The 22700-nt window shown below is 38.3% G+C and carries 36 protein-coding genes and 1 pseudogene; 32 read left to right on the top strand and 5 right to left on the bottom strand.

What is annotated here, in order from left to right:
• Position 1 precedes the first annotated feature (1 nt).
• Positions 2 to 277 carry a hypothetical protein gene (locus tag QZ995_RS21030; protein ID WP_301811355.1) on the top strand — a complete coding sequence of 92 codons (276 nt, stop codon included), beginning with the start codon at positions 2 to 4 and terminating at the stop codon, positions 275 to 277.
• Positions 278 to 593: 316 nt separating this feature from the next.
• On the opposite strand, the gene QZ995_RS21025 is transcribed toward QZ995_RS21030, so the two are convergent.
• The gene (locus QZ995_RS21025; protein WP_301811353.1) at positions 594 to 1706 is read right to left on the bottom strand and encodes a hypothetical protein; all 1113 of its coding nucleotides are present in this window, start codon (positions 1704 to 1706) and stop codon (positions 594 to 596) included.
• Positions 1707 to 1901: 195 nt separating this feature from the next.
• Here QZ995_RS21025 and QZ995_RS21020 point away from each other — a divergent pair, with 195 nt between their 5' ends.
• Positions 1902 to 2060 (top strand): hypothetical protein, encoded by a 159-nt coding sequence (locus tag QZ995_RS21020; protein WP_301811351.1) that lies wholly within the window; start codon positions 1902 to 1904, stop codon positions 2058 to 2060.
• Between the two features lie 118 nt (positions 2061 to 2178).
• On the opposite strand, the gene QZ995_RS21015 is transcribed toward QZ995_RS21020, so the two are convergent.
• Entirely contained in the window at positions 2179 to 2913 is a 735-nt protein-coding gene (locus QZ995_RS21015; protein ID WP_301811349.1) for a ZIP family metal transporter, read from the bottom strand.
• A 172-nt stretch (positions 2914 to 3085) separates the two neighbouring features.
• Here QZ995_RS21015 and QZ995_RS21010 point away from each other — a divergent pair, with 172 nt between their 5' ends.
• Positions 3086 to 3409: a hypothetical protein gene (locus QZ995_RS21010; RefSeq protein WP_301811347.1), complete on the top strand. Its 324-nt coding sequence runs from the start codon at positions 3086 to 3088 to the stop codon at positions 3407 to 3409.
• Between the two features lie 62 nt (positions 3410 to 3471).
• On the opposite strand, the gene QZ995_RS21005 is transcribed toward QZ995_RS21010, so the two are convergent.
• Positions 3472 to 4008: a hypothetical protein gene (locus tag QZ995_RS21005; RefSeq protein WP_301811345.1), complete on the bottom strand. Its 537-nt coding sequence runs from the start codon at positions 4006 to 4008 to the stop codon at positions 3472 to 3474.
• A gap of 454 nt (positions 4009 to 4462) precedes the next feature.
• On the opposite strand from QZ995_RS21005, the gene QZ995_RS21000 reads away from it, so the two are divergent.
• The 4 genes from QZ995_RS21000 to QZ995_RS20990 all read left to right on the top strand — a co-directional run bounded on the left by QZ995_RS21000 (position 4463) and on the right by QZ995_RS20990 (position 7701).
• Positions 4463 to 4687 (top strand): helix-turn-helix domain-containing protein, encoded by a 225-nt coding sequence (locus tag QZ995_RS21000; RefSeq protein ID WP_301811343.1) that lies wholly within the window; start codon positions 4463 to 4465, stop codon positions 4685 to 4687.
• 268 nt (positions 4688 to 4955) lie between these two features.
• Positions 4956 to 5039: a putative holin-like toxin gene (locus QZ995_RS23900; protein ID WP_366919716.1), complete on the top strand. Its 84-nt coding sequence runs from the start codon at positions 4956 to 4958 to the stop codon at positions 5037 to 5039.
• Positions 5040 to 6692: 1653 nt separating this feature from the next.
• Positions 6693 to 7205 carry an accessory gene regulator ArgB-like protein gene (locus QZ995_RS20995; RefSeq protein WP_301811341.1) on the top strand — a complete coding sequence of 171 codons (513 nt, stop codon included), beginning with the start codon at positions 6693 to 6695 and terminating at the stop codon, positions 7203 to 7205.
• Between the two features lie 133 nt (positions 7206 to 7338).
• Positions 7339 to 7701 (top strand): hypothetical protein, encoded by a 363-nt coding sequence (locus QZ995_RS20990; protein ID WP_301811339.1) that lies wholly within the window; start codon positions 7339 to 7341, stop codon positions 7699 to 7701.
• 612 nt (positions 7702 to 8313) lie between these two features.
• Here QZ995_RS20990 and QZ995_RS20985 read toward each other — a convergent pair.
• Positions 8314 to 8553, bottom strand: a complete 240-nt coding sequence (locus QZ995_RS20985; protein WP_301811337.1) for a helix-turn-helix transcriptional regulator — start codon at positions 8551 to 8553, stop codon at positions 8314 to 8316.
• A 91-nt stretch (positions 8554 to 8644) separates the two neighbouring features.
• Here QZ995_RS20985 and QZ995_RS20980 point away from each other — a divergent pair, with 91 nt between their 5' ends.
• Together QZ995_RS20980 and QZ995_RS20975 are read left to right on the top strand one after the other, a co-directional pair.
• On the top strand, positions 8645 to 9946 hold the full coding sequence (locus QZ995_RS20980; protein WP_301811336.1) for a helix-turn-helix domain-containing protein: 1302 nt from the start codon (positions 8645 to 8647) through the stop codon (positions 9944 to 9946).
• Between the two features lie 282 nt (positions 9947 to 10228).
• The gene (locus tag QZ995_RS20975) at positions 10229 to 10402 is read left to right on the top strand and encodes a hypothetical protein (RefSeq protein WP_301811334.1); all 174 of its coding nucleotides are present in this window, start codon (positions 10229 to 10231) and stop codon (positions 10400 to 10402) included.
• A gap of 21 nt (positions 10403 to 10423) precedes the next feature.
• Here the strand turns inward: QZ995_RS20975 and QZ995_RS20970 are convergent, their stop codons facing one another.
• Positions 10424 to 10795, bottom strand: a complete 372-nt coding sequence (locus tag QZ995_RS20970) for a helix-turn-helix domain-containing protein (RefSeq protein ID WP_301811332.1) — start codon at positions 10793 to 10795, stop codon at positions 10424 to 10426.
• A gap of 168 nt (positions 10796 to 10963) precedes the next feature.
• Between QZ995_RS20970 and QZ995_RS20965 the strand changes: the two genes are divergently transcribed.
• From QZ995_RS20965 to QZ995_RS20855, 23 genes and pseudogenes are all read left to right on the top strand, one after another.
• A complete protein-coding gene (locus QZ995_RS20965) occupies positions 10964 to 11158 on the top strand; it encodes a helix-turn-helix transcriptional regulator (RefSeq protein ID WP_437124759.1) in 195 nt (64 codons plus the stop codon).
• Between the two features lie 150 nt (positions 11159 to 11308).
• Positions 11309 to 11512 (top strand): hypothetical protein, encoded by a 204-nt coding sequence (locus QZ995_RS20960; protein WP_301811329.1) that lies wholly within the window; start codon positions 11309 to 11311, stop codon positions 11510 to 11512.
• Positions 11478 to 11714, top strand: a complete 237-nt coding sequence (locus tag QZ995_RS20955) for a hypothetical protein (RefSeq protein WP_301811328.1) — start codon at positions 11478 to 11480, stop codon at positions 11712 to 11714. The genes QZ995_RS20960 and QZ995_RS20955 overlap by 35 nt, the downstream gene beginning before the upstream one ends.
• Positions 11698 to 11955, top strand: a complete 258-nt coding sequence (locus QZ995_RS20950; protein WP_301811327.1) for a hypothetical protein — start codon at positions 11698 to 11700, stop codon at positions 11953 to 11955. The genes QZ995_RS20955 and QZ995_RS20950 overlap by 17 nt, the downstream gene beginning before the upstream one ends.
• Positions 11937 to 12224: a DNA-entry nuclease gene (locus tag QZ995_RS20945; RefSeq protein ID WP_301811325.1), complete on the top strand. Its 288-nt coding sequence runs from the start codon at positions 11937 to 11939 to the stop codon at positions 12222 to 12224. Before QZ995_RS20950 ends, QZ995_RS20945 begins: the two co-directional genes overlap by 19 nt.
• Positions 12225 to 12229: 5 nt before the next feature.
• On the top strand, positions 12230 to 12427 hold the full coding sequence (locus tag QZ995_RS20940) for a hypothetical protein (RefSeq protein WP_301811322.1): 198 nt from the start codon (positions 12230 to 12232) through the stop codon (positions 12425 to 12427).
• Between the two features lie 17 nt (positions 12428 to 12444).
• Complete coding sequence (locus QZ995_RS20935) at positions 12445 to 12663, top strand: hypothetical protein (protein WP_121474714.1); 219 nt, start codon at positions 12445 to 12447, stop codon at positions 12661 to 12663.
• Positions 12664 to 12744: 81 nt separating this feature from the next.
• A complete protein-coding gene (locus QZ995_RS20930) occupies positions 12745 to 13623 on the top strand; it encodes a hypothetical protein (protein ID WP_121474713.1) in 879 nt (292 codons plus the stop codon).
• A complete protein-coding gene (locus QZ995_RS20925; protein WP_301811376.1) occupies positions 13598 to 14392 on the top strand; it encodes a PD-(D/E)XK nuclease-like domain-containing protein in 795 nt (264 codons plus the stop codon). The genes QZ995_RS20930 and QZ995_RS20925 overlap by 26 nt, the downstream gene beginning before the upstream one ends.
• Before the next feature lie 11 nt (positions 14393 to 14403).
• On the top strand, positions 14404 to 14823 hold the full coding sequence (locus QZ995_RS20920; RefSeq protein ID WP_301811316.1) for a single-stranded DNA-binding protein: 420 nt from the start codon (positions 14404 to 14406) through the stop codon (positions 14821 to 14823).
• Positions 14824 to 14840: 17 nt separating this feature from the next.
• The gene (locus QZ995_RS20915) at positions 14841 to 15002 is read left to right on the top strand and encodes a DUF6906 family protein (protein ID WP_301811314.1); all 162 of its coding nucleotides are present in this window, start codon (positions 14841 to 14843) and stop codon (positions 15000 to 15002) included.
• A 401-nt stretch (positions 15003 to 15403) separates the two neighbouring features.
• Entirely contained in the window at positions 15404 to 15574 is a 171-nt protein-coding gene (locus QZ995_RS20910; RefSeq protein ID WP_301811311.1) for a hypothetical protein, read from the top strand.
• An 18-nt stretch (positions 15575 to 15592) separates the two neighbouring features.
• Positions 15593 to 16138 carry a phage replisome organizer N-terminal domain-containing protein gene (locus QZ995_RS20905; protein WP_301811309.1) on the top strand — a complete coding sequence of 182 codons (546 nt, stop codon included), beginning with the start codon at positions 15593 to 15595 and terminating at the stop codon, positions 16136 to 16138.
• Complete coding sequence (locus QZ995_RS20900) at positions 16125 to 16964, top strand: hypothetical protein (RefSeq protein ID WP_301811374.1); 840 nt, start codon at positions 16125 to 16127, stop codon at positions 16962 to 16964. The genes QZ995_RS20905 and QZ995_RS20900 overlap by 14 nt, the downstream gene beginning before the upstream one ends.
• Positions 16906 to 17718: an ATP-binding protein gene (locus QZ995_RS20895; RefSeq protein ID WP_301811306.1), complete on the top strand. Its 813-nt coding sequence runs from the start codon at positions 16906 to 16908 to the stop codon at positions 17716 to 17718. Before QZ995_RS20900 ends, QZ995_RS20895 begins: the two co-directional genes overlap by 59 nt.
• Positions 17711 to 19045, top strand: a complete 1335-nt coding sequence (dnaB, locus tag QZ995_RS20890; protein ID WP_301811303.1) for a replicative DNA helicase — start codon at positions 17711 to 17713, stop codon at positions 19043 to 19045. The genes QZ995_RS20895 and dnaB overlap by 8 nt, the downstream gene beginning before the upstream one ends.
• Positions 19045 to 19221: a hypothetical protein gene (locus QZ995_RS20885; RefSeq protein ID WP_301811300.1), complete on the top strand. Its 177-nt coding sequence runs from the start codon at positions 19045 to 19047 to the stop codon at positions 19219 to 19221. The genes dnaB and QZ995_RS20885 overlap by 1 nt, the downstream gene beginning before the upstream one ends.
• Before the next feature lie 374 nt (positions 19222 to 19595).
• Positions 19596 to 20135 carry a hypothetical protein gene (locus QZ995_RS20880; protein WP_301811297.1) on the top strand — a complete coding sequence of 180 codons (540 nt, stop codon included), beginning with the start codon at positions 19596 to 19598 and terminating at the stop codon, positions 20133 to 20135.
• Between the two features lie 20 nt (positions 20136 to 20155).
• Positions 20156 to 20821: a hypothetical protein gene (locus QZ995_RS20875; protein ID WP_301811295.1), complete on the top strand. Its 666-nt coding sequence runs from the start codon at positions 20156 to 20158 to the stop codon at positions 20819 to 20821.
• 31 nt (positions 20822 to 20852) lie between these two features.
• Positions 20853 to 21086, top strand: coding sequence for a hypothetical protein (locus QZ995_RS20870; protein ID WP_301811293.1), 234 nt, complete (start codon positions 20853 to 20855; stop codon positions 21084 to 21086).
• Positions 21083 to 21271 carry a hypothetical protein gene (locus tag QZ995_RS20865; RefSeq protein WP_301811290.1) on the top strand — a complete coding sequence of 63 codons (189 nt, stop codon included), beginning with the start codon at positions 21083 to 21085 and terminating at the stop codon, positions 21269 to 21271. Before QZ995_RS20870 ends, QZ995_RS20865 begins: the two co-directional genes overlap by 4 nt.
• Positions 21272 to 21273: 2 nt before the next feature.
• Positions 21274 to 21795 carry a dUTP diphosphatase gene (locus tag QZ995_RS20860; protein WP_301811287.1) on the top strand — a complete coding sequence of 174 codons (522 nt, stop codon included), beginning with the start codon at positions 21274 to 21276 and terminating at the stop codon, positions 21793 to 21795.
• A gap of 75 nt (positions 21796 to 21870) precedes the next feature.
• A pseudogene (locus tag QZ995_RS20855) lies at positions 21871 to 22695 on the top strand (DNA adenine methylase).
• The last annotated feature ends 5 nt before the right edge of the window (positions 22696 to 22700 follow it).

The following is a 22700-nucleotide window of genomic DNA, read 5'->3' as shown; positions in this document are numbered from 1 at the left end:
AATGGATACTAAACAACGGGTGCCTATTCGCAAGGTTCGTTCTGATAAAAAAGTTCGCGTAAATCCATCGCTAAATACAGATACTCATGGAAAACTCGAAAAGTTAGCTTTGAGCTGCGGAATGACAAAAACAAAATTAGCGGAAGAAATTATAAAGCTTTCCCTTAACAGCCCAGATATCGTGCGGTACTTGCAGACGAAATACAATAAGAATCCACGATACAAAGTTAACCCTGTCATTGTAGACAGACGTGTAGAGTACATGTATTTCGACTAATTACGTAGCAAGGTACCGTATTTAGCGATATTTTTCCCTATCGCTTTCCACTGCTTATAACATGATGCACAGTGATTTTCTCGTTTATTCAAACCTTTATCGGTTGTTTTATTGCCGCACCATTTGCATTTAGCCATAAGATTCAATCCTTTCATGAACGTCTGGATGTTAAAAGGATTGCCACGATAACTATAATGTATACGAGCTTGGTTCCACTCTTACATCATGTAAGGGCCAGTTGAATCTGTGGATAATCTACCCTTACAACCTGTAAGCGCAGGAACTTTGTGGATAACTCAACCTTTCATAGTGTTAGCTATAGTAAGTCATTAGTCACCTGATTTAAATCCATTGCTAACAATTTTGCTTCTAACCAAGACAAATTTGTCTCTTCTTGGATTTTTGAAACAACCTGATTCCATTTTTCTGTTTTCGGAAGATCCGTATGTTTTATCTTGTCAATAATAGGTCTTGTCATTTCATACACTTCGATTAGATTCTCCGGAATCGAGTTTTCGTCAACAGCTTTAGTAGCTTTTGGTTGAGAGAGATTTTGTCCTGCATTTGAACTTATATGGTTTTGCAATGATTTCCTCAAGAGACCTTTAAAAGAAGTCTTCGCAGGTGTATCTAATACTCGATTACATACTTCCATGAACACTTGATCTGTAATTTCATGGGTATCTTGTAACTCAAAATAAACATCACAAATAGTTTTTAGTTTACGTCCATCTGTCAATCTTTCTAAAAGAATTTGTTTTTCAATCCATCCTCGCATTTTTTCACTCATAGATAGATTAGATAGATATTTTTTTAAAAGATTAAATAAGGATTTATAAGAATTAGATAGATTTAAATCTTTTTTATTGGGTTCTATTTCAGAACCAGGGTGGTTCTCATCTGGAACCAGGGGTGGTTCTATCTCAGAACCGGGGTGGTTCTCATTCAGAACCACCTTTGATTTAGAATTTTTAGGACGCCCGCCTTTCTTTCCATCCTCGCGGGCTTTGGAGTTATAGTCCTTTTCATAATCACGAACTTTCTTTAACGGTTCTGTTTTCAAAGATTTAGTATTTTGTGGGTACTTGTATACAATAATGTTAACGTATGTATTAGAAGCCTTGATTACTTGCTCTAAATCAATCAATCCATAGTTCCATAGAGGCTTTATAATTTTGTTGTATAAAGTATCTTTTCCTACACCAAGTTTTTTTGCTAGTTTATTCATACTGTTTGGAATAGCATCATGTTCACGATTTTTATCTGATCGGTCGCACCAGGTGAAGAATTTAAGCCAGCTTATAAATGCTGTATCTCCTAGCTTTTCTACCCAATCGTCCATTGCTACAAAATGCAATTGGGGTAAATCTAACTCGTTTCTTGGTGTTTTTGATGCACCTTGTGTAAAACTTAATTTGCTGCTACTCATCTCTATCTCTCCCTAATTGTCGGAGATCAAAAAAGCCCTGCCACCGGTTTAATTGGGTGACAGGGCTCACGTATTTATAACGAAAGCTTGCGTAAATCCTAGAAAATTGGCGAACTTAATACAGAAAAAGACATGTTTTTCCGTTGTCTATAGTCAATAGAGATGTTATAATGATGCCAAGAAAGGGTTGCTTTGATGGCAGCCTATTATAAATTCTATGACAAAGAGCCATATAAGGGGCCAGTAATCTACGGATTGCCTGTTCACCGTGTACCAGACGGTTGGACAGAATCGATAGGAGCGCCAACTCCAGTCGATCCCGATGGCTTTTTTTCATTTCCGAATCATTTTTGAATTGATCCTATTCTATCATTGATTCGGAAGATTTGTCCACATGTGGATAACTTTTTTACTAGAGTCACTGATATGCATTAAAAAACAGAGCCCCCCCCGTTCTTTTTCATTCTACCTCTCAATGTTGATGTAAAAAAACGCTTAAAACCACACCACATATTATTCCAATTGTGTATAACTTCCCTGACGGATTTGAATGAAGAGAATAATACATTGTTGAAGTGAAAAGTAAAATTCCTGAAGCAATCCCAATTCCGACTGAATTAATGTTAATGAATCCTGGTACATCTTTTAATAAAAAGAAAAGAGTAGCTCCTAATCCTGTTAGGATACCTAAACAACACCCTGATAATAAAGTGATTTTATTGGATTTATATAAACCTAATATTAAAGCAGAAATCGCGATTGATTCAGGAAGCTTATGTAATAATATGGTGCTTATTAAGCTTATCTCTTTACTAAAGTTTAGATTAAAACTTGATACAATGATCGCTCCATCAAAAAATGAATGTATAGAAAAGAATAATAGGATACTAATAAGCGAATTTTTGCTTACTTTTATCGTATTATTTAATGATCCACATAAGTGTATGTCAGTTCGAGCGTTTGACATGAACATAAACAAGTAACCAAAAAGTATGTAGTAACCATTATTGTCATTAAGCTTTAAGCTTTCGGGAATTAATTCAATTAAACAAGTAGACAAGATGAAACCTAATCCTAGATAAACTAAGCTGTTATAAGAAAACAATTGTCTCTTCATAATTACAACTAAAGAACTTCCTACGATACTAATACCAAAAAAGATCGTAATAACCAGTAAAAAGCTTAAATAATAATCCTCAAAATACATGAGTAAAGCCCCCTTATAAATTCTTTATTAATACTAAAGAAATAAAAGAGGTAGAAAAACAACTAGAATAATTAAAATAAATTTGGTTGTTTTTTTGTCCATAATTTTTCCTCATTAAGTGAAGGGGCAAACAAACATTGTCTCTAATAAAACGTAATGGAGGATGAAATCTATGGCAGCAGATCCATGTGACATGTACGGAAAGAAACACAAGATGTGGGCAAAGGGTGTAGTGCATATTCGAGATACGAAGACAGACGATTTAATTGATAGTTGGTGGAGTATATTTTATTGTAAATGTGGTAGCTACTTTGCTTGTAATGGTCGACCAGCAAGTGATGGACCAATTGGTGATTATCTAACTGAAGATCGTATGGACAAAATGGATATTACAAAATCAATAGGTACTTGGGCCGGAACGATCTACACAAGAGAAAGTAGAATTCGAAATACGAATGATTCAACACGAAGTGACATGCGTTTTTACCAAGAATAAGACAATTATGAATGAAAAAAAGACGCCAAATTCATGGCGCCTTTTTTTCATTCTATATAGAGTTATTTATGCTTCGTTGTTTTTATTAGATCAAACAAAAAACTATCCTTGATCTCTTCTTTATCCGAACTGATCTTAGCAGCGTCTCCTACTTTAATAATGGTCATTATTCCGTTGTGTGTCTTTTCATTTTGTTCTTTCCCATCATAAGAAACAAGCTGTAGTGTAATTTTATAATTTACTGTAACTTTTTCCGCGTTATCTTTATCAACTTCTATTTTGTCAATTACTATGTCTTTTACTTTTATTTGAGACTGAGCTTCAGCAGCAAGAACTGCATGTAAAGCTCTGCGTTCATTGAAAAATGAATTGAACTCAGATTCTGTTAGATAGGGTTTTGCTTTTTCCATCATTTTTTTCATGTATTCATCTTTATCATCAGGTGTTTTAATTTCTACTTGTTCCATTTCATATTTAGTTTTTTGGTATTCCGTGATAAACTCCTTAGCTTGGCTACTGGACATTTGTTTGTTACCACAGCCTATTAATATGACTGAAAAACTAAGAAGCAATGCAAGGACGATAAGTGTTTTATTCATACAAAAACCTCCTTATTTTTAGAAATGCAATCCATTTTTTGGAGATATGAACTTAGAAACTATTTTTTATGCTTTTTTCCAAAAATAGTTGTCTAAAGTTGTCATATTTTACCTTGTAAGTAGAAGGTGCTATATCCAAATGATGGATGGGGGATAAGATGAATATAGACGTAGATGAAATCCTGATTATTAAATGCCAAAAAATACTGCAAAGGATAGCCTGGAATTTACAATATCGAGCAAGAAAAAGAAACTCAAAGGAAGTACTTTTATCTGAAGAAATAGTCCTCTCATCATGTGATGAAAAGGAATATTCAGCCCTTTATCTTGAAGAAATTTTCCAACAGATACCATCAGATAAAGGGAAATATATAATACGAAAGATAATTGTTGATGGGTTTACAGAGAGAGAATTAGCTAACGAGTTGAATATGACTCAACAGGGGGTACACAAATGCAAAAAGAAATATCTAGATCTATTACGACAGAAAAAAAGCAATTTCATGTAATACTAGAAAAGGCTAAGCAAGGAGATGAGATTGCTCTTCAACAAGTTCTTGAACTTCTTGAGCCATATATGAAATATTTAGCCAACTACATCAATATGCCACGAGAAGATTCTATTCAAGAAATGAAGGCTAAATTTATAGAAATTTTAAAAAACGGAACACAAATATAGTTTCGAAGTTTTGTGCAATACATGAAAATAAAGGAACTTTTTATTTACTACATTATTCGATAAATACCTAAAATTTCCTTCTTATTTCACAAATTTTTAAGACTTCCTAAATAAGGGGGGTCTTTTTTAGTTTCAGAAGGATATCTAAGTAATTTTATTTAAGAAAGTACGTTTGTTCTGTTATAATTTTCCTAATACAATAGTTCGGCTCTCAAGGGTTGTCGGCTCACCTCACTTTACCCCAACACTAGGGAAAGGGGGTGAGAGTATGACGGTATATGAAGCAATCTCATTAATGCTCACATTTGGGCTATTGATCGTTGCCATACTGTCTTTCCCAAAACGGAAATAGACTTCCCTTGACCTGACAAGTAGGGGAAGTCTATTCTTCTGAAAGTCATTGAGCCGACCCTTTTTAGGAGTCTATTGTGGTGTTGGTAGCACCTAGTTCGTTTTAGTGTATGCGTTTCTATGCTTATATAATACCATATTGTGAGTTCGATCAAATATAGTTCAAGTAAATTTGAAAAATCAATAGTGACTTGTTACTAGTAGCGGAGGTAAAATGTTAATTGAAGTGAAAAAATCAGCATCGGGGAAATGTTATGGGTATTTTGTTATATCTGGTGTTTGGTGCACTAGACCAATTGGCTATCATGATCATTGCTTTTAAGATGTTCCGGTTTCCTGCTCTAAGCTATATAAGAGATTTTTTACTAATTGCCTTTGTATTGTCGTTAATATCTTATTTTAACAGGTTTATACTGGATATACCTCAATATGATGCCGCCATTCAGTACATAGTGTTAGTAGTATTTTTTAGACGGATGCTTGAGTTTAGGGTATATGAAGCTGCATTAGTTGTATCTGCTGGCTGCGCAATCTTTTCCTGTATTAAATTTGTGACATTATCATTGTTTTTGAAAACAAATGTAGTGTCATTCGATGATTTAGCTCAATTAACAGGACTACGAATAGTGCTTATACATCTCCTTGTAGATGTTCTAGTAGCGGTAGTAGCCTGGTTGGTGTCAAAACTAAATACGGGGTATAGCTTTATGTCTCAACCTCCACATAACTTGAACTACAAGTTGAAAAAAAGCATGCTATCCTACTCGTTAATTGTAGCAGCGGGATTAGTGGTGTTTGTAATGAGTACTTACTCGTATATCATGAGTATAAGCCAGGCTAATTTATTTGTGGTATTTACATATGGATTAATTCCACTTGTTATTCTGTTATGGCTTTTACATAGACAAGATTACGAGTCGATCTGAAGGAGGGAATTTATTGCGAGATATTTTTAGATTAGCTTTAATACAACGATAAATTGAGGTAATTCGAATGGAAACTCTTTTATACATATTTTTAGGCAGTATCGATATTCTAGCGATACTGATTCTAGCATTCAAAGTATTTCGATTCCCTTTGACTTATAAAAAAGAGCTATTAATCATGTCCCTTACAGCATCACTAGTGTCATATCTAAATCGAGTTATACTTGACATACCCACTATTGATGGTTTAGTACAATACGCGATACTTGTGCTATTCTTTAGATATATGCTAAAGGTGAGACTATTTGACGGCATCGTGTTGTCAACTGTAGGGTATCTAGGTTTTTTTATTGTACAATATAGCACTTATCTTGTTTTGTTATGGACAGGTATAGTCTCATTCGCAGACGGACAAGCACTTGCAAACTTAGGTACTTACATAATCCAGTTGACAACTCATCTATTTGTTTTCCTGGCAGCTTGGCTAATCTACAGGTACAATCATGGTTTTTCATTTATTATGGTTCCACCACAAGATGTTCATATAAGAACTAACATGACAATGTTAAGAGTGCTTATAATGGTAATGGTATTTTTGTCAACGGGGACTTTTTTGTTTGTAACAAACTGGTTGATTTCATATGATGGCAACCCTACTAGCTTGATTCCTGTGTTTATACTGTATTTAGTTATTCTCCTTAAACTATTGGAGAAAAAGGATATGACCAATGATTGAGAAACTATCCCATTCTCTTGCAGTCAAGATTCATGCTGCCGATCCAGAAAAAAAAGAAAGTGTGGAAATATTATCTTATTCATTGTCCATTACTCTTAATTATTTACTAATATTATTCTTTTCTCTCCTGATTGGATTTTTAACAAATAAATTTACTGAAACAATTGTTGCGATGATCAGTTTTATTGCCCTACGTATTTTCTCGAAAGGGTATCATGCAAAGACTTTAACTACATGTTTTGTGTTGACAACAGCAATCATAGTTGTGATTCCACATGTCCCAGTTCGAGAGTATACGAGTATCACAAATATATTAAATGTTATCCTTGTCCTAATTTTTGCACCTAATGGAAGCTTTGAAGAAGGAACGATTTCCAAAAGTCGAGCTCAATTATTAAAAGGAGCTTCTATCCTATTAGTTGCATCAAATTTTCTTTTGTCTTCGCAGATTGTGGCTTTGTCCTTTTTTATACAATCAATACTTTTAATCCCTAAAAGGAGGTGAGGAACAGATGAAGAAGTTTGCGACAACGATCTCAAAGGGATTAGGTACTTTGGGTAAGATTTACACGAAGTTTGCTAAGGTTAGTATCGGTAACCCAGTTGCACCTAAAGAATTAAGAAAGTAAGAGCTAATTATGGGTGATATCAAGTTTTTTGGGATGAAACCGTCAGGTAACAGAAGAGATAAGTCAGCATACGTGGAACTATCAATTGATGATTTATACACTATTGATAAGTACAACGATACGACTGTTGCCTACAACACTAAGATGGGATTATTTCTTCCAGTGAATTCATTAGAGGGATATAACATTTGCCTAGAGAAACACGGATTTACAAACTTAGACACAACGAATGTCACAAATTTAAAAAGCATAGATAAAGTAGAAGTTACCCCGTATGGGGTTAAAGTCTATTTCCCTGACGGGACCTGCACAACGGCCTCGCGTCAAAAGTATAGGCAGTTTCTAAAAGGGCTATCAAAAAAAACCACCTGAGTGAAGGTGGTTTTTTCGTGTTTATATCTAGTATATTTGATGTCAGAAAAAATGGGGTATTATACATCGGTAGAACATAAAAGTCAATAGCAATTGACCTAGGGGTCTATTGATACATATTAATTGTAAAACTCATGGTAATATATTGTTAAATCGATCAAAAAACTTTAACCAATCTTAGCAATATAGCCCTTTATTAGGGGGAATTGGAATTTAGGAACTTATTTATTCCAAAATTTTCATAAATGGGTCTAGCTTGTAAAGTTAAATTTTGCTAAGATATAGAAAAAAATGATCGGAAATGAAAAGCAAGCCAACATGCTTACCTCGGACTCCCCAGCCCTGGTAAGTCTGACCACCGAAGTGCAGTCGGTGAACAGAGGCACTTTTCGTACCCGTTAGCTTGCTCGTACCTATTGTATCGAGTTTTCTAATTTTTGTCATTAGCGATTATTTAGTTTCTGACAAAAGTTTAGCTAAGGGACGAAAGTTTTCCTATTGGAAAAAGCTCTGTCACCAGAAAAACGGTGATGGAGCTTTTTGTTGTCCAAGAAGGGAGCGTCTTAATATGTTCTATATGAATTCATATAGTACGGCTTAGAGTAGAAACTTCTACTCCTGCCGTTGGTGCCTAGATTTCAATGGAATGAGTTCGTAAAGATCATTAACTGGACGATTAACAATTCGTGCAATGTTTATCGCATTTTCTAAAGACATATTTTGTCGATTGTTAACGTAATTGCTGATTTGCTGAATAGATAATTCAACCTTGGTAGCAAGAAACTGTTGACTCATTCCGATTTCTTTAAGTATCACACCTAAACGGCATCTTCCGACCTTATAGTAAGTCATCGAGATGCCTCCAATATATGGGTTGTCCCTCCATAATATCATGAAAAACAAGCTGCTGTGAAAGTAGAAAAATAAAGGATGTGAGTTGAGAATGAAATATACCTTAGGATGTCTGGTTACAAAATACAGAGAGCAACTTGGAATGACAAAATCTCAATTTTGCAAGGAAGCCAGGTTATCTGGAACGGTTTTGGACAAAATCGAAAAAGGTACTACTAGACATCCAGAGATACGTACAATAAAAAAAATCATAGATTTTTTAAAGATTCCTTTTTCTGAGTTTTCAAGAGCTTATATTCAACAAAGTGAAACTAAGAAAGGGATAATAGAATTTATTTTAAGTGAGACTCTGAAGTTAAAAGACACTGAAGTGATCCATAAGATCATCGAACAGTATGTATTAGTTGCAAACCCAGAAGCCAGTATTAGCTTGCATCAGTTAATTAAAATAGCTGAGGAGACGCAAGATCGTGAATGTGCTGCTACACTTTACTCTTCAATTTCTAAACAAGCTATGGTTTACCGTGAGAATGAAATTATGGCGAGAGCACTAATGCGTGAATACTTGCTAATGCGTGATTTTGTTGAAAAAGACACCTTCTATTTAGGCAAACGGTTAATCGAATTTGCTTATCTTCTTCCTATAGAGGAAAGACTTGAAGCTTACTACAGAGTGGGAGTTCATGCCCAATTCATCAGACGGTTCAAAGAAAGTAACGACATCCTCTCGTTTGTAATTAACCACGGAGTAATCACAAAGTGGACAGAAAAATCATTTTTTGTAATATACAACAACTTTATTAAAATGAATGATGTTGCTTGTGCAGAACAGTATCTAAATGAGTACATTAGGCTGTTTAACAAGGCTGGAGAGCCTCATGTTTTACTTGACAGAGCATTGATTTTATCTAAAAAGGGAGAGTATCAACAGGCTATACTATTATTAACAGATTTTATTTCAAAGTATCCTGAAAACATAAACACCATCATTGCGGTAAATGAGTTAACAAAAATTTATATAAAGCTAGGTAGGGCCATAGATGCCCAGGAATTGTTTTCATTAGAGAATACCTTTAATAAATATTTAGAAAAAAATATATCAGCAGGCCCTTTCTATAAATACGAGTATGGAATATACTTGAGATTGAAGGCTCGTGTATTGTTTATTTTAAATAATGCAAAAGAAGGAGGAGCTCTTTTACTCAAAAGTATCCGCCTCTACGCAAAAATGAAAATGAAAACCGAGCTTTTAAACTCGCTGCAAACGCTATTAACGCTTACATTAGCTAACGGCCGTTTACTAAATGATTTCACAAATCAACCATTTTATGGGTTGGACAAAGCAATGCAGTTTGAGTTAAAGGAAATAATTGAGTTTTACAATATAGATTAGGAGGAAGATGTTATGAAGAAGTTGGCTTTGGTTTTTGTTTTAGCAGTGGCTTTGATGGTTCCTGTTTCGGCATTTGCTGAAACGCATTCAAATGGTACAATTGTTCAATATTCTTTCCCTGAGTGGTAAACCAAATAATTAACATTTTCAATGAAAAGACCCTAGAAATAGGGTCTTTTTTATGTCGAATTATTACATAATTTGTCGAACGTTAAGTTTTGTGGTTATTAAGGTAAAATTATTTCTATAAGAGGAAATATTTATGCAGGGGGTAGTTTAGGTATGGAAGATATTAACACCATAGATCAGACTAATTATGAGAACTTTAACGCGATTTTATTAAATCATGATGAGCTCATGCTGCTAAGAACCATACTCCAAGAAAAAACACCTCAGGCTCAGTACGCATGCAGTTTATTGAAGGATATAGCTAATAAAAAACAACCCCTACTTTAAAACGGAGTAGGGGTTGTTTTTTTATTCGTTCTTAAAATTATTTATTATGCTTTTAACTAACTCGTATTGATCAGGAGGTAAGTCTAATATTTTTCTGAATAGGTCTTTATTTTCATCAGAGATATTTGGATCATCCAGGATAACATGACCAGAAGCATCTTCAAGATGCCCAGCAATTCTCATTAGTTCTTGGTACGGATAATCATAGGCCTGAGCAAACTTTTTTAGAGTATCAGGTGTAGGTATCATTGGTGAATCTGTTTTTCTATTGATCCCAATTTCAATGTCTCTGATATATCCATAACTTAACCCTGTCAATTCACCAACAGCTCGCAAAGATAACTTTTTATCTTTCCTTAATTTTTTGAGAGTATCTCCCAATGAATTAGTCATTTTCATCCGTCCTTGTCGTTTCTATACTACATATTGTAGTGTATATACCACAAAAATAAAAGAGATAATGTGTTCTTGTGTTCTTAGAATTTATTGGTTGACTTTTGTGTGATTCGACCCTACAATAATAAGTGTAGAGTCGACACAACGTAGTGCGAGGTGGTAATTTTGAGGTGTAGATTAAAGTACCTTCGAAGAAGTGAAGGATATGACCTTTCTCAAGAAGCATTAGCAAAAGAATTAGGGGTTCATAGAGATACCATTGCCAATGTAGAAAAAGGAGGGAATCCCTCTGGAGAATTAATGCTTAAAATCTCCCATTACTTTAATAAAGATGCTAGGGAGATTTTTTCTTTAAAATAAATGTAGTGTTTACACTACAAAAGGAGATGGTGGTTTGAAAATCCTTAACCCAGTTAATCGCGGTTGTTGCCACTTGGTTTTGATTGGCAAGGCAAAAGACATCCAGAGATTTGCGCGGGAGAACATGAAGGATTTGAAGGAGGTTTGCAAATGAGTAAGGATGATTTCAATCGTCGGCAAGCAGAGATATTAGCTAGGGATCGAAATCACGAGATGGCTTTAATGCTACCGGTTTCTGGGCAAGCCGTTTGTGATCGAGCTGTGAAGCGGTTAGAAGACTTTTGTAAGGAATATGGAGTTGAGTTTGGAGGTGACGAATTTGACAGCAGAGGAAAAGAACCAACAGATATATGATATCGATTTGAAAATAGGCAGAATCAAACGGCAATTAACTACTTTGAATGCGAATAACAACGAGTTTGAAAGGGAATTAGCTCCATATAAGGAGCGCTTGCGGCTAGGACGTATGCAAGAAATCGAGCTCCAAAACGAATTGATGAGATTGGGCAAAGATAAAATGCAGCTAGGTTGGAAATCACATGAAACAAATTTCTGATTTTCCGGAATATGTAGAGCAAACAGAATCAATGAGACAACGGAGAATCGGGCCCACAGCTTTTGATGAACCAGCAGAATTGATGGAAACTCAGATCGGCTTGGTCATTGAATCGTTGGAAGACATCACCGAAGAGGTGAGAGGTGTCTGTGAGACAGCGAGAGATCGTACTCCATCCGAGAATAAGGAGCTTGTAAAAAACGAACTAAGGAGGGTTCTGGTGTGGCTGGATGCATGGTAGAAGATCGCTATCCCAGAATAACATTCGATAGTTTGAATCGTATGAAGTTCCATCCTAGCTTTCATCCCAACCAGGGCAAGACGTATACCACTGAAGAGTTGGAGTATCTATGCAGATTTTATGAATTTGATCATATGCGTTCAATAGCACTCGCTCTTGGTAGAACAGAAGCAACTGTCGCTAGTAAGGTTGATCTTTTAAGGCAAGAGGGCATGTTTGAATACTACAAACGTTCATGGAATCGAAAATTTGAATCATGGAAGGGATGAAGCTAATGCCAGCAATTGATGATGTTGTCCGTGCAATGAGGGGCAATCGCGCTGAAATAGACATCCTAGTAGCCAAGATAGAATGCGATTATCAGTTGGATATGTTATCTAAAGCGTTGGAAAACGAAAACCATGGGCAGGTTGAACAGTCCAAAACAAGGCTTCATGAACTAAGAAGAGAGCTGCTTCTACTGGAAGCGTAAGAGAGGAGGTGATTGAAATGAGTATAAGGCAAACTCTTAGCAATTTAGAAGATTCAATAGCTGAAATTATTAATCTCAAAGAAGAAACAGATGATCGATATCGTAGTACACCAAATATTCTTACTGCCCTTGCAGAATTTCACGAGCATAAGCTTTCAGCGTTAATTTCCAATTTGGAAAAGATTGAAGAAGAGTTGATTGAGTATGTGGAAGAAAAGGAAATAGACCCTGCGTAGCAGCGCAGAGCCTTCACTAAGTTCACTAATACACCCAGCCCTATGGTAACTTGTTCGGGCTGGAATTTCAAGGAGGATTAAATGGAAAATAGCTTAACCCCATCAAATAATCAGTTTGCTCCCTCAACTAGACAATCAACAGCACCAGGACAAGCAATGGTGAGTCGCCAAGCACAGGAAGTTCAGGCTGCTATGTATGTAGCAAAGACATTTCCACGTGATGAGTACGATGCTTACAACAGAATCATGAAAGCATGTGATAGAAAAGCTTTAGCAGAAAGTGCGATGTATGAGTTTCCTAGAGGTGGAACCAAAGTAACAGGTCCATCCATACGATTGGCTGAAGTGCTTGCTCAATCATGGGGAAATATTGATTTTGGAGTAATTGAGCTGGAGCAAAAAAACGGAGAGTCTTCAATGATGGCATACGCGTGGGATTTAGAAACTAACACTCGTCAAACAAAAGTTTTCACTGTAAAGCATGAGCGAAAAGCAAGAGGAAAAGTGAATCAACTAGACGATCCACGCGATATTTACGAAATGGTTGCAAACCAAGGAGCTCGTCGCGTTAGAGCATGCATTCTTGGGGTGATTCCTGGAGATATTGTTGACTCCGCAATAGATCGTTGTAAAGAAACTTTAAAAAATGGGTATAAGGAGCCACTACAAGATCGCGTTCGTAATATGATTACCATCTTTGAAACTCAATTCCAAGTGAATAAGCCCATGCTTGAGAAGTACATCGGATGCGGTGCAGATGCATTTAGCGAAAATGACTTCATTCGTTTATCCAATGTATATAAAGCCCTTAGGGACGGCATGGGTAAGCGTGAAGATTACTTTGACTTAAAAGCAGGTAGCAGAGAATTGAATTCCAAAACGGAGGAAGCTTTTAAGCAACAACAGCAACAACCAAGTGACAACAGTGACGGTGATGATAGTGCTGCTGGAACTGAATGATCAAAATTATTACTCGCTAGAGGCTGATAGAGAATATATGAGCAATAGCCAGTATAAGGATTTCCGGACTTGTGAGGCTATGGCAATGGCTAAATTGTCAGGTGAATGGAGTAATCCATCAGACATAAATTTATTGCTTGGTTCCTATGTACATGCCTGGCTAGAAGGTACCTTGGAACAATTTAAAGAGAACAATCCATCCTTGTTTACAAAAAAGGGAGAGCTGTACGCTCAGTATCGCCATGCGGACCAGATGATCCAGACATTACAAGAAGATCCCTTTGTCATGCTTGCATTAGAAGGACAAAAGGAAGTAATCGCAACGGCTGAGTTCGCAGATGCCCCATGGAAAATAAAAATGGATGTCTACAATCCTGAACAATGTAGGATTGCTGATCTAAAAACAGTTAGAGATATTAACGGAAAGCATTGGGATAAAAATCAAGGATATGTGTCTTTTGTAGAGGCTTTTGGATACCTAAGACAAATGGCATTATACCTTGAAATTGAAAGACTGTGGGCGGGCCGTGATACTTGGCTAGAAGCTTTGATTGTAGCTGTTTCCAAGGAAGATCCTCCGGATAAGGCGATAATCGGCTCTGATACAACACGATTAGGGTACGAACTAGAAGAAATTGTCCAACACATGCCTCGCATCTTGGAAGTCAAGCATGGATTCGCTGATCCAGTCCGTTGTGAAAAGTGTAAATATTGCAGGGAAACTAAAAAAATAAAGCATATTGTCCATTATCTGGACTTGCTGGAATAGGTGGTGCAGAAATGCTTAACCGAGTAATTTTGATCGGAAACCTAACTAGAGATCCTGAATTACGTTATACGCCAAATGGGGTTGCTGTTGCAACCTTTACTTTAGCGATAAATCGTTCTTTCTCTGGTTCAAATGGTGAGAAAGAAACGGATTTCATCAACATAGTGGTATGGAGACAACTAGATGATCTGTGCGCTAACTACCTTGCTAAAGGCAAAAAGGCTGCCGTTGAAGGACGACTCCAAACACGAAGTTATGACAACAAAGAGGGCAAGAAAGTGTACGTCACTGAAGTTGTAGCTGATAACGTGCAGTTCTTGTCAACACAAGGTTCTGAGACTTCTGGAAATAAAAAATCTGGCCCGTCTAACGACCCTTTTGCAGATACTGGGAAACCAATAAATATCGCAGATGATGACTTACCTTTTTAGGAGAGGGGTGTTTGTGAATGAAACGTAAATTACACCTAAAAGAAGCCAAGCTTTTGAAAAGCGTAATGCCAAGCCTAAACACCGAGAATTGGTTGATTGATAAAAAATATCCAACCGAATGGCACTTGGTCCACAAAAACACTGGCACGCTAAAACGAGTGCCGATTTGCGAGTGGTAGAAGATGAGATATAAGCGAAAAGAGAAACTTTGGGTTCGAAAGTTTTATCGGAATGGTGAGGACGGGGATTCCATCAGATTGTTCCCATGGAATTGGAGTAGGAAGTGGGAACCTAAAAAATGCCTATGTTGCGGAAAGCGATTATACACGAACTCATGGGACGATGATTTTGGAGTGGTTGAGCAAATAGAAGAATGTTTGTCTTGTAACTATAAGAATCACTGGTCCTACGGTCGTTTTTACTTGTCAATTGGTTCGTGGGACTGGGAAGGCAAGGAAATTCTTGATTCGGTATCTGATGAATTTAAGCTGCAAATTAGTTTATACAAAAACAAAAAATCCCGGTTAATCCAACTGTACTGGAAAAAGAAAAAATGCCAAAGAAAACGTGGTGGTAGAAGATGATCGGACAAGTCTATCAGCTACAAGGGATGCAGTGGAAAGTTAGGGACATATTTTTTAAGCGTAACGTAAAATTTGCTAGATTGCAGTGCTTGGATGAACGAAAAAAGCCCTGGATTGTTAGTGTAGACTTCCTTGATTTAGTGGCTAAAGTAAGACGGATTTCTTGAGGGAAGGGGGCGGTACAAATGGCTGACGTTAAGTATTACAAACTTCCTATCGATTTCTTTGAATCAAAAAATGCAAAACTGCTAGAAGACATGGAGCATGGAGACGAGATACTGCTTATTTATCTAAAACTTTTAGGGATGGCCAGAAAGAGAAATGACAAGAACTTGGTTTATATCGTGAAGGGCAAACCAATTGATTATCATGGTCTAGCTACTATTTTACACAAACCTATAGAGACAGTTGAGAAAGCTATAAAGATCTTAATTGAACTTGACGCTTTGGAATTTACCGATAGGGGGCTGAAAGTCAAACTGTTTTGGCTGACCAATACCGAAATTAGAAATTCCCAAGAATATCGGGAATGGAGAAGAGAAGTTTTTGAAAGGGATAACTATACTTGTCAAAAATGTGGTCAGCATGGTGGAAAGCTAGAGGCCCATCACATAAAAGGGTTTGCTGCTTATCCAGCACTAAGATTTATTGTTTCGAATGGAGTTACTCTTTGTAAGCAGTGCCATAAAGATTTACATCAAGGAGGAAGAGGCGACAATGGCAGTGTTTAGGCAAGTACAAACAAGCTTTTGGCAAGACGCAAGAGTCTTGGAAGAAATGACACCTGAGGATAAATATTTTTACTTGTACCTGCTTACAAATCCATGCACAAAACAGATTGGTGTATACCCGATTTCTAAGAAAACAATGGCATTTGAAATGGGGTACTCGATTGAAAGTGTAAATGCGTTATTTGATCGTTTCGAACGAAACCATAGGTTAATAAAATACAACTCTGAATCAAGAGAATTAGCCTTACTAAACTGGGGTAAGTACAACTTTCGTAAGGGTGGAAAACCAGTCGAAGATTGCATAAAAAAAGAGCTTAGAGATGTTAAAGACCTGTCCTTAGTTGCTGAAGTTTTAAAGCAAATTGATTCACCATCAATCAGAAAAATATTTATTGGTTTTCTCAACGAATCAGGGTTCGAATTAGACGACACGTACCACGATACGTCAACGTTAGGTGGACAAGAAAAAGAAGAAGAAAAAGAAGAAGAAAAAGAATTAAAAGATTTAAAAGATATACCCTCTCCAAATTCATCAAAACGAAAAGAAAAACCAAAAAAGAAATATGCTGAGTTCGTTTCGATGACGGAAGTAGAATACGCAAAGCTAGTTTCTAAACACGGAAAAGCTCTCACAGAAAAAATGATAGAGAAGCTAGACAACTACAAAGGGGCTAATGGTAAGAAGTACAAGAGTGATTACCGTGCCATCTTGAATTGGGTTGAAGAAAAAGTTCTAAGTGAACAGCCCAAAGGGGGAAAAGCAAACAATGCAGGATCTCTTTCAGCGGATCGCGCAGAGCAGTACCGAAAAGCTGGGCTCAAGTGAGCGTAGATGCAGCATATGCAGCAGAGTACTTTCGCCTGTAGTAATTAACATTCTTGGAGTAGAGCGAGTAGTAGCGGTTGCCTGCAAATGCGAAACGGACTTGCTAGCCAAAGAAGAACGTCAACGAGCAAAGGTTGCTTTCATACAGAAAATCCAAGCTTACAGCGACGACGATCAGATGGTTCCCAATGCGAGTTTAGATCAAGCACGGCATCCAGGCATCCAGAAAGCTCATGCAAAGTTAAAAGATTTTGCTATGAACTTGAATCGCTGGAAAGACAGAGGGATATATATTTTTGGGCCCAACGGAACAGGTAAGAGCAGTCTCCTATCAGCGGTGGCCATGAATCTAAGACATCAAGGGATCAGCGTTATTTATACAACAACGAGTAGCTTAATCAACCGGACCAGTAATAAATATACAAAGCTCGAAACGCTAGCAGCTTACAAAAACACAGAAGTGCTAATCATCGATGAGATCGGTGCTGATATTCCTGCCCAATGGGAAATGAGCGACTTGTTCGAAGTATTGGAATCCAGACAAGACAGGCTCCCAACGCTATATGGATCAAATCTAGGGGTTCTCGAGTTAGAAAAGAAGTACAACGAACGCAGTGATGGCTGGGGAACCCGACTTATGGAGCGCGTCCTTGGTGGAGGGGACGTTGAAGAAGTGACTGGAGAAAGTGAGCGGTTCGGTAAATACATGAAAACAAATCAATGGGCTAATGGGCAGGTGAACAATCATGATTAGCATACAGGAGATGCCACATAGCCATGAGGCGGAACAAGCGGTGATAGGCTCGATCTTGAAAGAGCCTGCGATTATCGAAAAAGTGTTGGAACGCATTGATCATGAATCACTTTACCAGCCTCTACACAAAAAAATCCTGAAGGCTATGACGGAGCTGTTTGAATCAGGAACCAAGATCGACATTCTAACCGTTACCACAAAACTAGCTTCAGACAATCTATTTATTTCGGCAGGTAGTTCGGTTTATCTGACTGATTTACAGGGATCGATAGCCAGCGCTGAAACGATTAATTACCACATCGGTATAGTGGCAGAGCAGGCCAAGAGACGTAAGCTGATCAGGCTTGGTGAGCAGTTGCAGAAGGACGGATACAGCAACGAGGACATCGATGCTGTCCTTGCTAACCTAGACAATGCAAAAGCTGAAATTGAGCCTAGCATACAATCCCAAGGCTTTAAGCATGCTGGTGAAGTGGTCAAGGAATCCTATGCTGCCATTGAAAAGGTGAGCATGTTTAAAGGGCAAATGACAGGCATTCCGAGCGGATATGTGGACATCGATAAAATGACAGCGGGTTTAAACAAGTCAGACTTAATCATTTGGGCAGCACGCCCGTCTGTTGGTAAAACAGCACTTGCTTTGAATGTGGGTCAGAATGTAGCGATCCGATCGAAAGAGCCAGTGGCTATATTTTCTCTGGAGATGTCAGCTCCACAGCTAGTCACCCGTATGATTTGCGCTGAAGGCATGATCGATGCTTCACGGATTAGATCAGGGCTGTTAGAAGAAAATGATTGGCAGAAGCTCACAATGGCGATAGGTACGATTTCGAAGGCGCCGATCTACATAGACGACACAGCAGCGGTAACAACAGCGGATATACGGCGCAGATGTAAGAAGCTTCAGCAAGAGAAAGGGCTCGGTCTAATCCTCATCGATTATCTGCAATTACTGCGAGGTAAGGGCGGGAATCGCCAAGAAGAGGTTTCGAGCATATCCCGTGAGTTAAAGTCAATTGCACGTGAGCTGGACGTACCAATCATTGCTCTTTCACAGTTGAGCCGTTCTGTTGAACAGCGGCAAGACAAGCGGCCCATGATGTCAGACCTCAGGGAATCAGGCTCTCTTGAGCAGGACGCGGATCTTGTAGCTTTTCTTTACCGAGACGACTATTACAACAAAGACAGTGAAAGTAAAAACATTGTTGAGTTCATCGTAGCCAAGCAACGTAATGGCCCAACTGGAACGGTCGAGCTGGTCTTCTTGAAGGAGTACAACAAGTTTTCGAATATCGCACGCCAGTTGAGCATGGATGATCCAGCCTAATGCTACGCGATATTGAGGTTCGTATCCCCATCCCTGAGTGGATCTTGGCGATCAAGGATGATCAAAAGCGGAGAGCAGCCATGAAAGAATGCTGGGGAAGCTACTACATGAGGTATGGCGATGATTACGAATTGAAGCAGGTTAGGAACGGTGAGTTCATCATGACCAAGAAATAACATCGCTAGAACGAGCCGAAGGGGTCGCCACGAGTTTTTTATAACAAAGATATGCAAATATATGTTCGGAAATAAAAGTTGCTAGAAATGACTCTGAGAAGGTCAGGTGCATAAGTTCATATTTAGATATCGAAACATCTCAAAATATAAATAAAAGAGAAGGTGGGAAATGAGACGACATGTTTGCCCACTGCTGAAACGGATTCAAGCTTCGGGAAAGCTCGACTATCGAGCATTGACAAAAGGTTTGTATTACTCAGACGAAGAGATTATTCACCAGCTACTCCTGGAATATCGAGCTAAGAGATTGATAGCTTTCAACGGTGATGAAATCGACGAATGTACAGTGTTTGAGATTGTGAGGAGGAACAGACGTGGGACAAAACTACGTAGGGCTAGATTTATCAACTAAGACTGGGTTTGTAAGGCTAGATGAACAGGGGAACGTACTGGAAGCTAACGAGATCACACTTAAAGATCTTGAAGATCCAGAGCGCATGTCTTTAATAGCAGAAAAAATATTATCTGAAATACAGCCAACTGACTTTGTTTTGATTGAGGGATTTTCATTTAACTCTTCTGGAAGAAGTGTTGATTTCCAATACGGAATTGGTTGGTTTATAAGAGTTCACCTGTATAGAAGGGGCATGAAATTCGTTGTAGTGGCGCCTAGTCAGTTGAAAAAATTCGCAACTGGAAAAGGCGTTGGCGATAAAGCAGCAGTTGCCGTTGGAATTTCTGAACGTTTTGGATTCAAACATAAGTCAGATAACGTGCGTGATGCTTATGTGCTGGCTCAAATAGGACGTGCCATAAACGGACATGGCCAACTGATCAAGACGCAAAAAGAGGTTGTAGAAGCTATTCTCAACCCTAAACCAAAAGCTAAAGCTAAAGCAAAAAATAAAGCCTAAATTGAGAGGGGAAATAAACGATGGATAATAAAAATTTTGAAGCTTATTTGAAAAAGATAGGTTCAGGCAAGGGTGACAGCATTGAGGTTGTCTTGGAAATAGAAAACCCTAAAGATCAAGAAATACTGAACTTAATGCGTTTGCGCAAAACATATGTTTTTGTTGCTGTAGGCGACACCCAATTGTCATTCGAATTAGATACGCAAGCGGACGAAGAAACTCCCAATACCCCATATACGGTTGATGGATCTGGAATGGTAGAAGTGAAGCCAAACGAGGCTTCAGAGAATGTACAAGATTCTGAGATTGAAGCCCAAGAGGATCAACCGCAAGAAGAAGCTACTCCTGAATCAGAAGGTGTTCAAGAAGCCTCTCAACAAGAAGACACACCTCAAGTAGAACCTAAAACAATCAACGAATTTATCCTATCTGGACAGGCCCCGACATTCGAAGACCTACCCTACAATTTCATCGACATTGTAACCCGACGTGAAGCAGGTGAGCGTTCTATGGATATCGCTGCTTCTCTCGATTTAACCTCAGGCAAATGGAGCAAGATTTGGAAGGACTACAAAGGTCGTATAGCCTCAGCAGCAAGAGATTGGGACGACCTAAGAAACTTATCACAGGTTACTCCTGAATATTCCGATCTCGAAGCCGAACAATCTGACGGGGGAGCAGCGTAAAGCTGCTTCTTTCCAACAACAGGAGGCGCTTATGATGATGAATTTCGGCTCAACCATTGGACTTGAAAAGAGAGCGCGGCCAAGAGTAGAGCGACCCGTTTATAAGGCCGGGCCATTGATAAAACGTGAAATGACATCTGAAGAAAGGGCTTGGCTTGTTTCTTTACCTCCACCGACTGTTAGAAAGAACCGTCGTGCTTTTACTGATATCACTATAATGTCCGTTCCTGGAAACAAAATCAAAAAGCAGAGATTAGGCATATGAGTCTACAAAAGAAATTACAACGCGAACGATCTGCTGGCATAGAGCAAGGAACGATTGCATCATGGGATCTCTTCGAAAGAGCATTGGTTGAAACACCTGGTATCGGACCTAAACGAATGGCAGCAATATTAGCAACCGCAACCAGATTAGCACGAATGAAAGTAGAAGAATCGAGGAGGAATTAATTATGCAAGTGAAAATTAAAAAATTCCATCCAGATGCAGTAATACCGACATATGCCACTCCTGATAGTGCAGGATTTGATCTTGTAGCGGTTGAGGAAACGATTATCGAACCTGGCGAAACCGTAAAAATACCATTAGGGTTAGCCTTTGAAATTCCAAGGGGATATGTATTTCTTTTATGCATGAGATCTGGAATTGCAATTCATACAGCTCTCCGTTTACCAAATGGTGTCGGTGTTATCGATTCGGACTACCGTGGGGAAGTCTCTATGATTTTCGAAAATTCATTTCCCGAAAATGATATTGCAACATCTCCACCATTCCGAATTGATGGATCTCCAGAAGATATCCGCCTAGAACAATACGACTTTGGTACTTACATCATTCGAAAAGGTGATCGTGTTGCCCAAGGTATTATTACACCGGTTATTCAAGCGAGTTTTGTTAAGGTAGATGAGTTAAGCGATACGAAGCGAGGAACAGGCGGTTTTGGTTCAACGGGGGTGCGTTCAAATGAAAAATAGCTACGGCTTTACATGGATAGAGACTGACGATGCTCAGGCGCTTAGAGAGTGGGCGGAGAAAGCGAGTGGGGATTGATGAAAAAGTATCCACGAATCCTACACTACCCAGGTAGTAAGTGGAGCGTGGCCAACTGGATTATTGAACATATGCCAGAACATCATACGTACTTGTAACCGTTCTTCGGATCCGGAGCAGTTCTTTTTAACAAGCAACCTTCCAAGTCGGAAACGATTAATGACTTAGACGGGCAAGTGGTCAATCTCTTCAGAGTCATCAGGGATCGACCACAGGAATTAGCTGAAAAAATATTTTGGACACCCTACTCCCGTGAAGAGTATTATGCGGCCTATGAATCTAGCGAGGATGAGTTAGAAAGTGCTAGGCGTTTCCTGGTACGTTGTTGGATGGCAATTGGAGCAAAAACAAGCGACCGGACCGGATGGAAAAGTAATACCGGTGGTGACCAACATAACCGACCAAGAGACTGGATCAAACTCCCACAAAAGATCATGGACATAACTGAACGGTTAAAAGAAGTACAAATTGAGCAACAACCATTTGAAAAAATCATTGATCGTTATAACAGGTCGAACGTGCTTATTTATGCTGATCCTCCCTACATTTTAGAAACACGGACCAAGCGACATTATAAACATGAAATGGGTATTGGTGATCATGAATTGCTGTTAGAACAATTGGACGATCATCCTGGACCGGTCCTTCTATCAGGATACGCACACGAGCTGTATGATACCAGATTGAAAAAGTGGCATAGAGAAACGTTTGAAACTGTGGCAGAAGCTGGAGCAAAACGAACGGAAGTGCTCTGGTTCAATAAAGTGGCTGCTGAACATTTTGGGCAACAATCAATCTTTTCTCTTCTGGAGCAGGGCATGTAAATCCG

The sequence above is a fragment of the Brevibacillus laterosporus genome (assembly GCF_030489605.1).
GTDB lineage: Bacteria > Bacillota > Bacilli > Brevibacillales > Brevibacillaceae > Brevibacillus_B > Brevibacillus_B laterosporus_E.
This window is presented reverse-complemented; position numbering and strand designations above follow the sequence as displayed.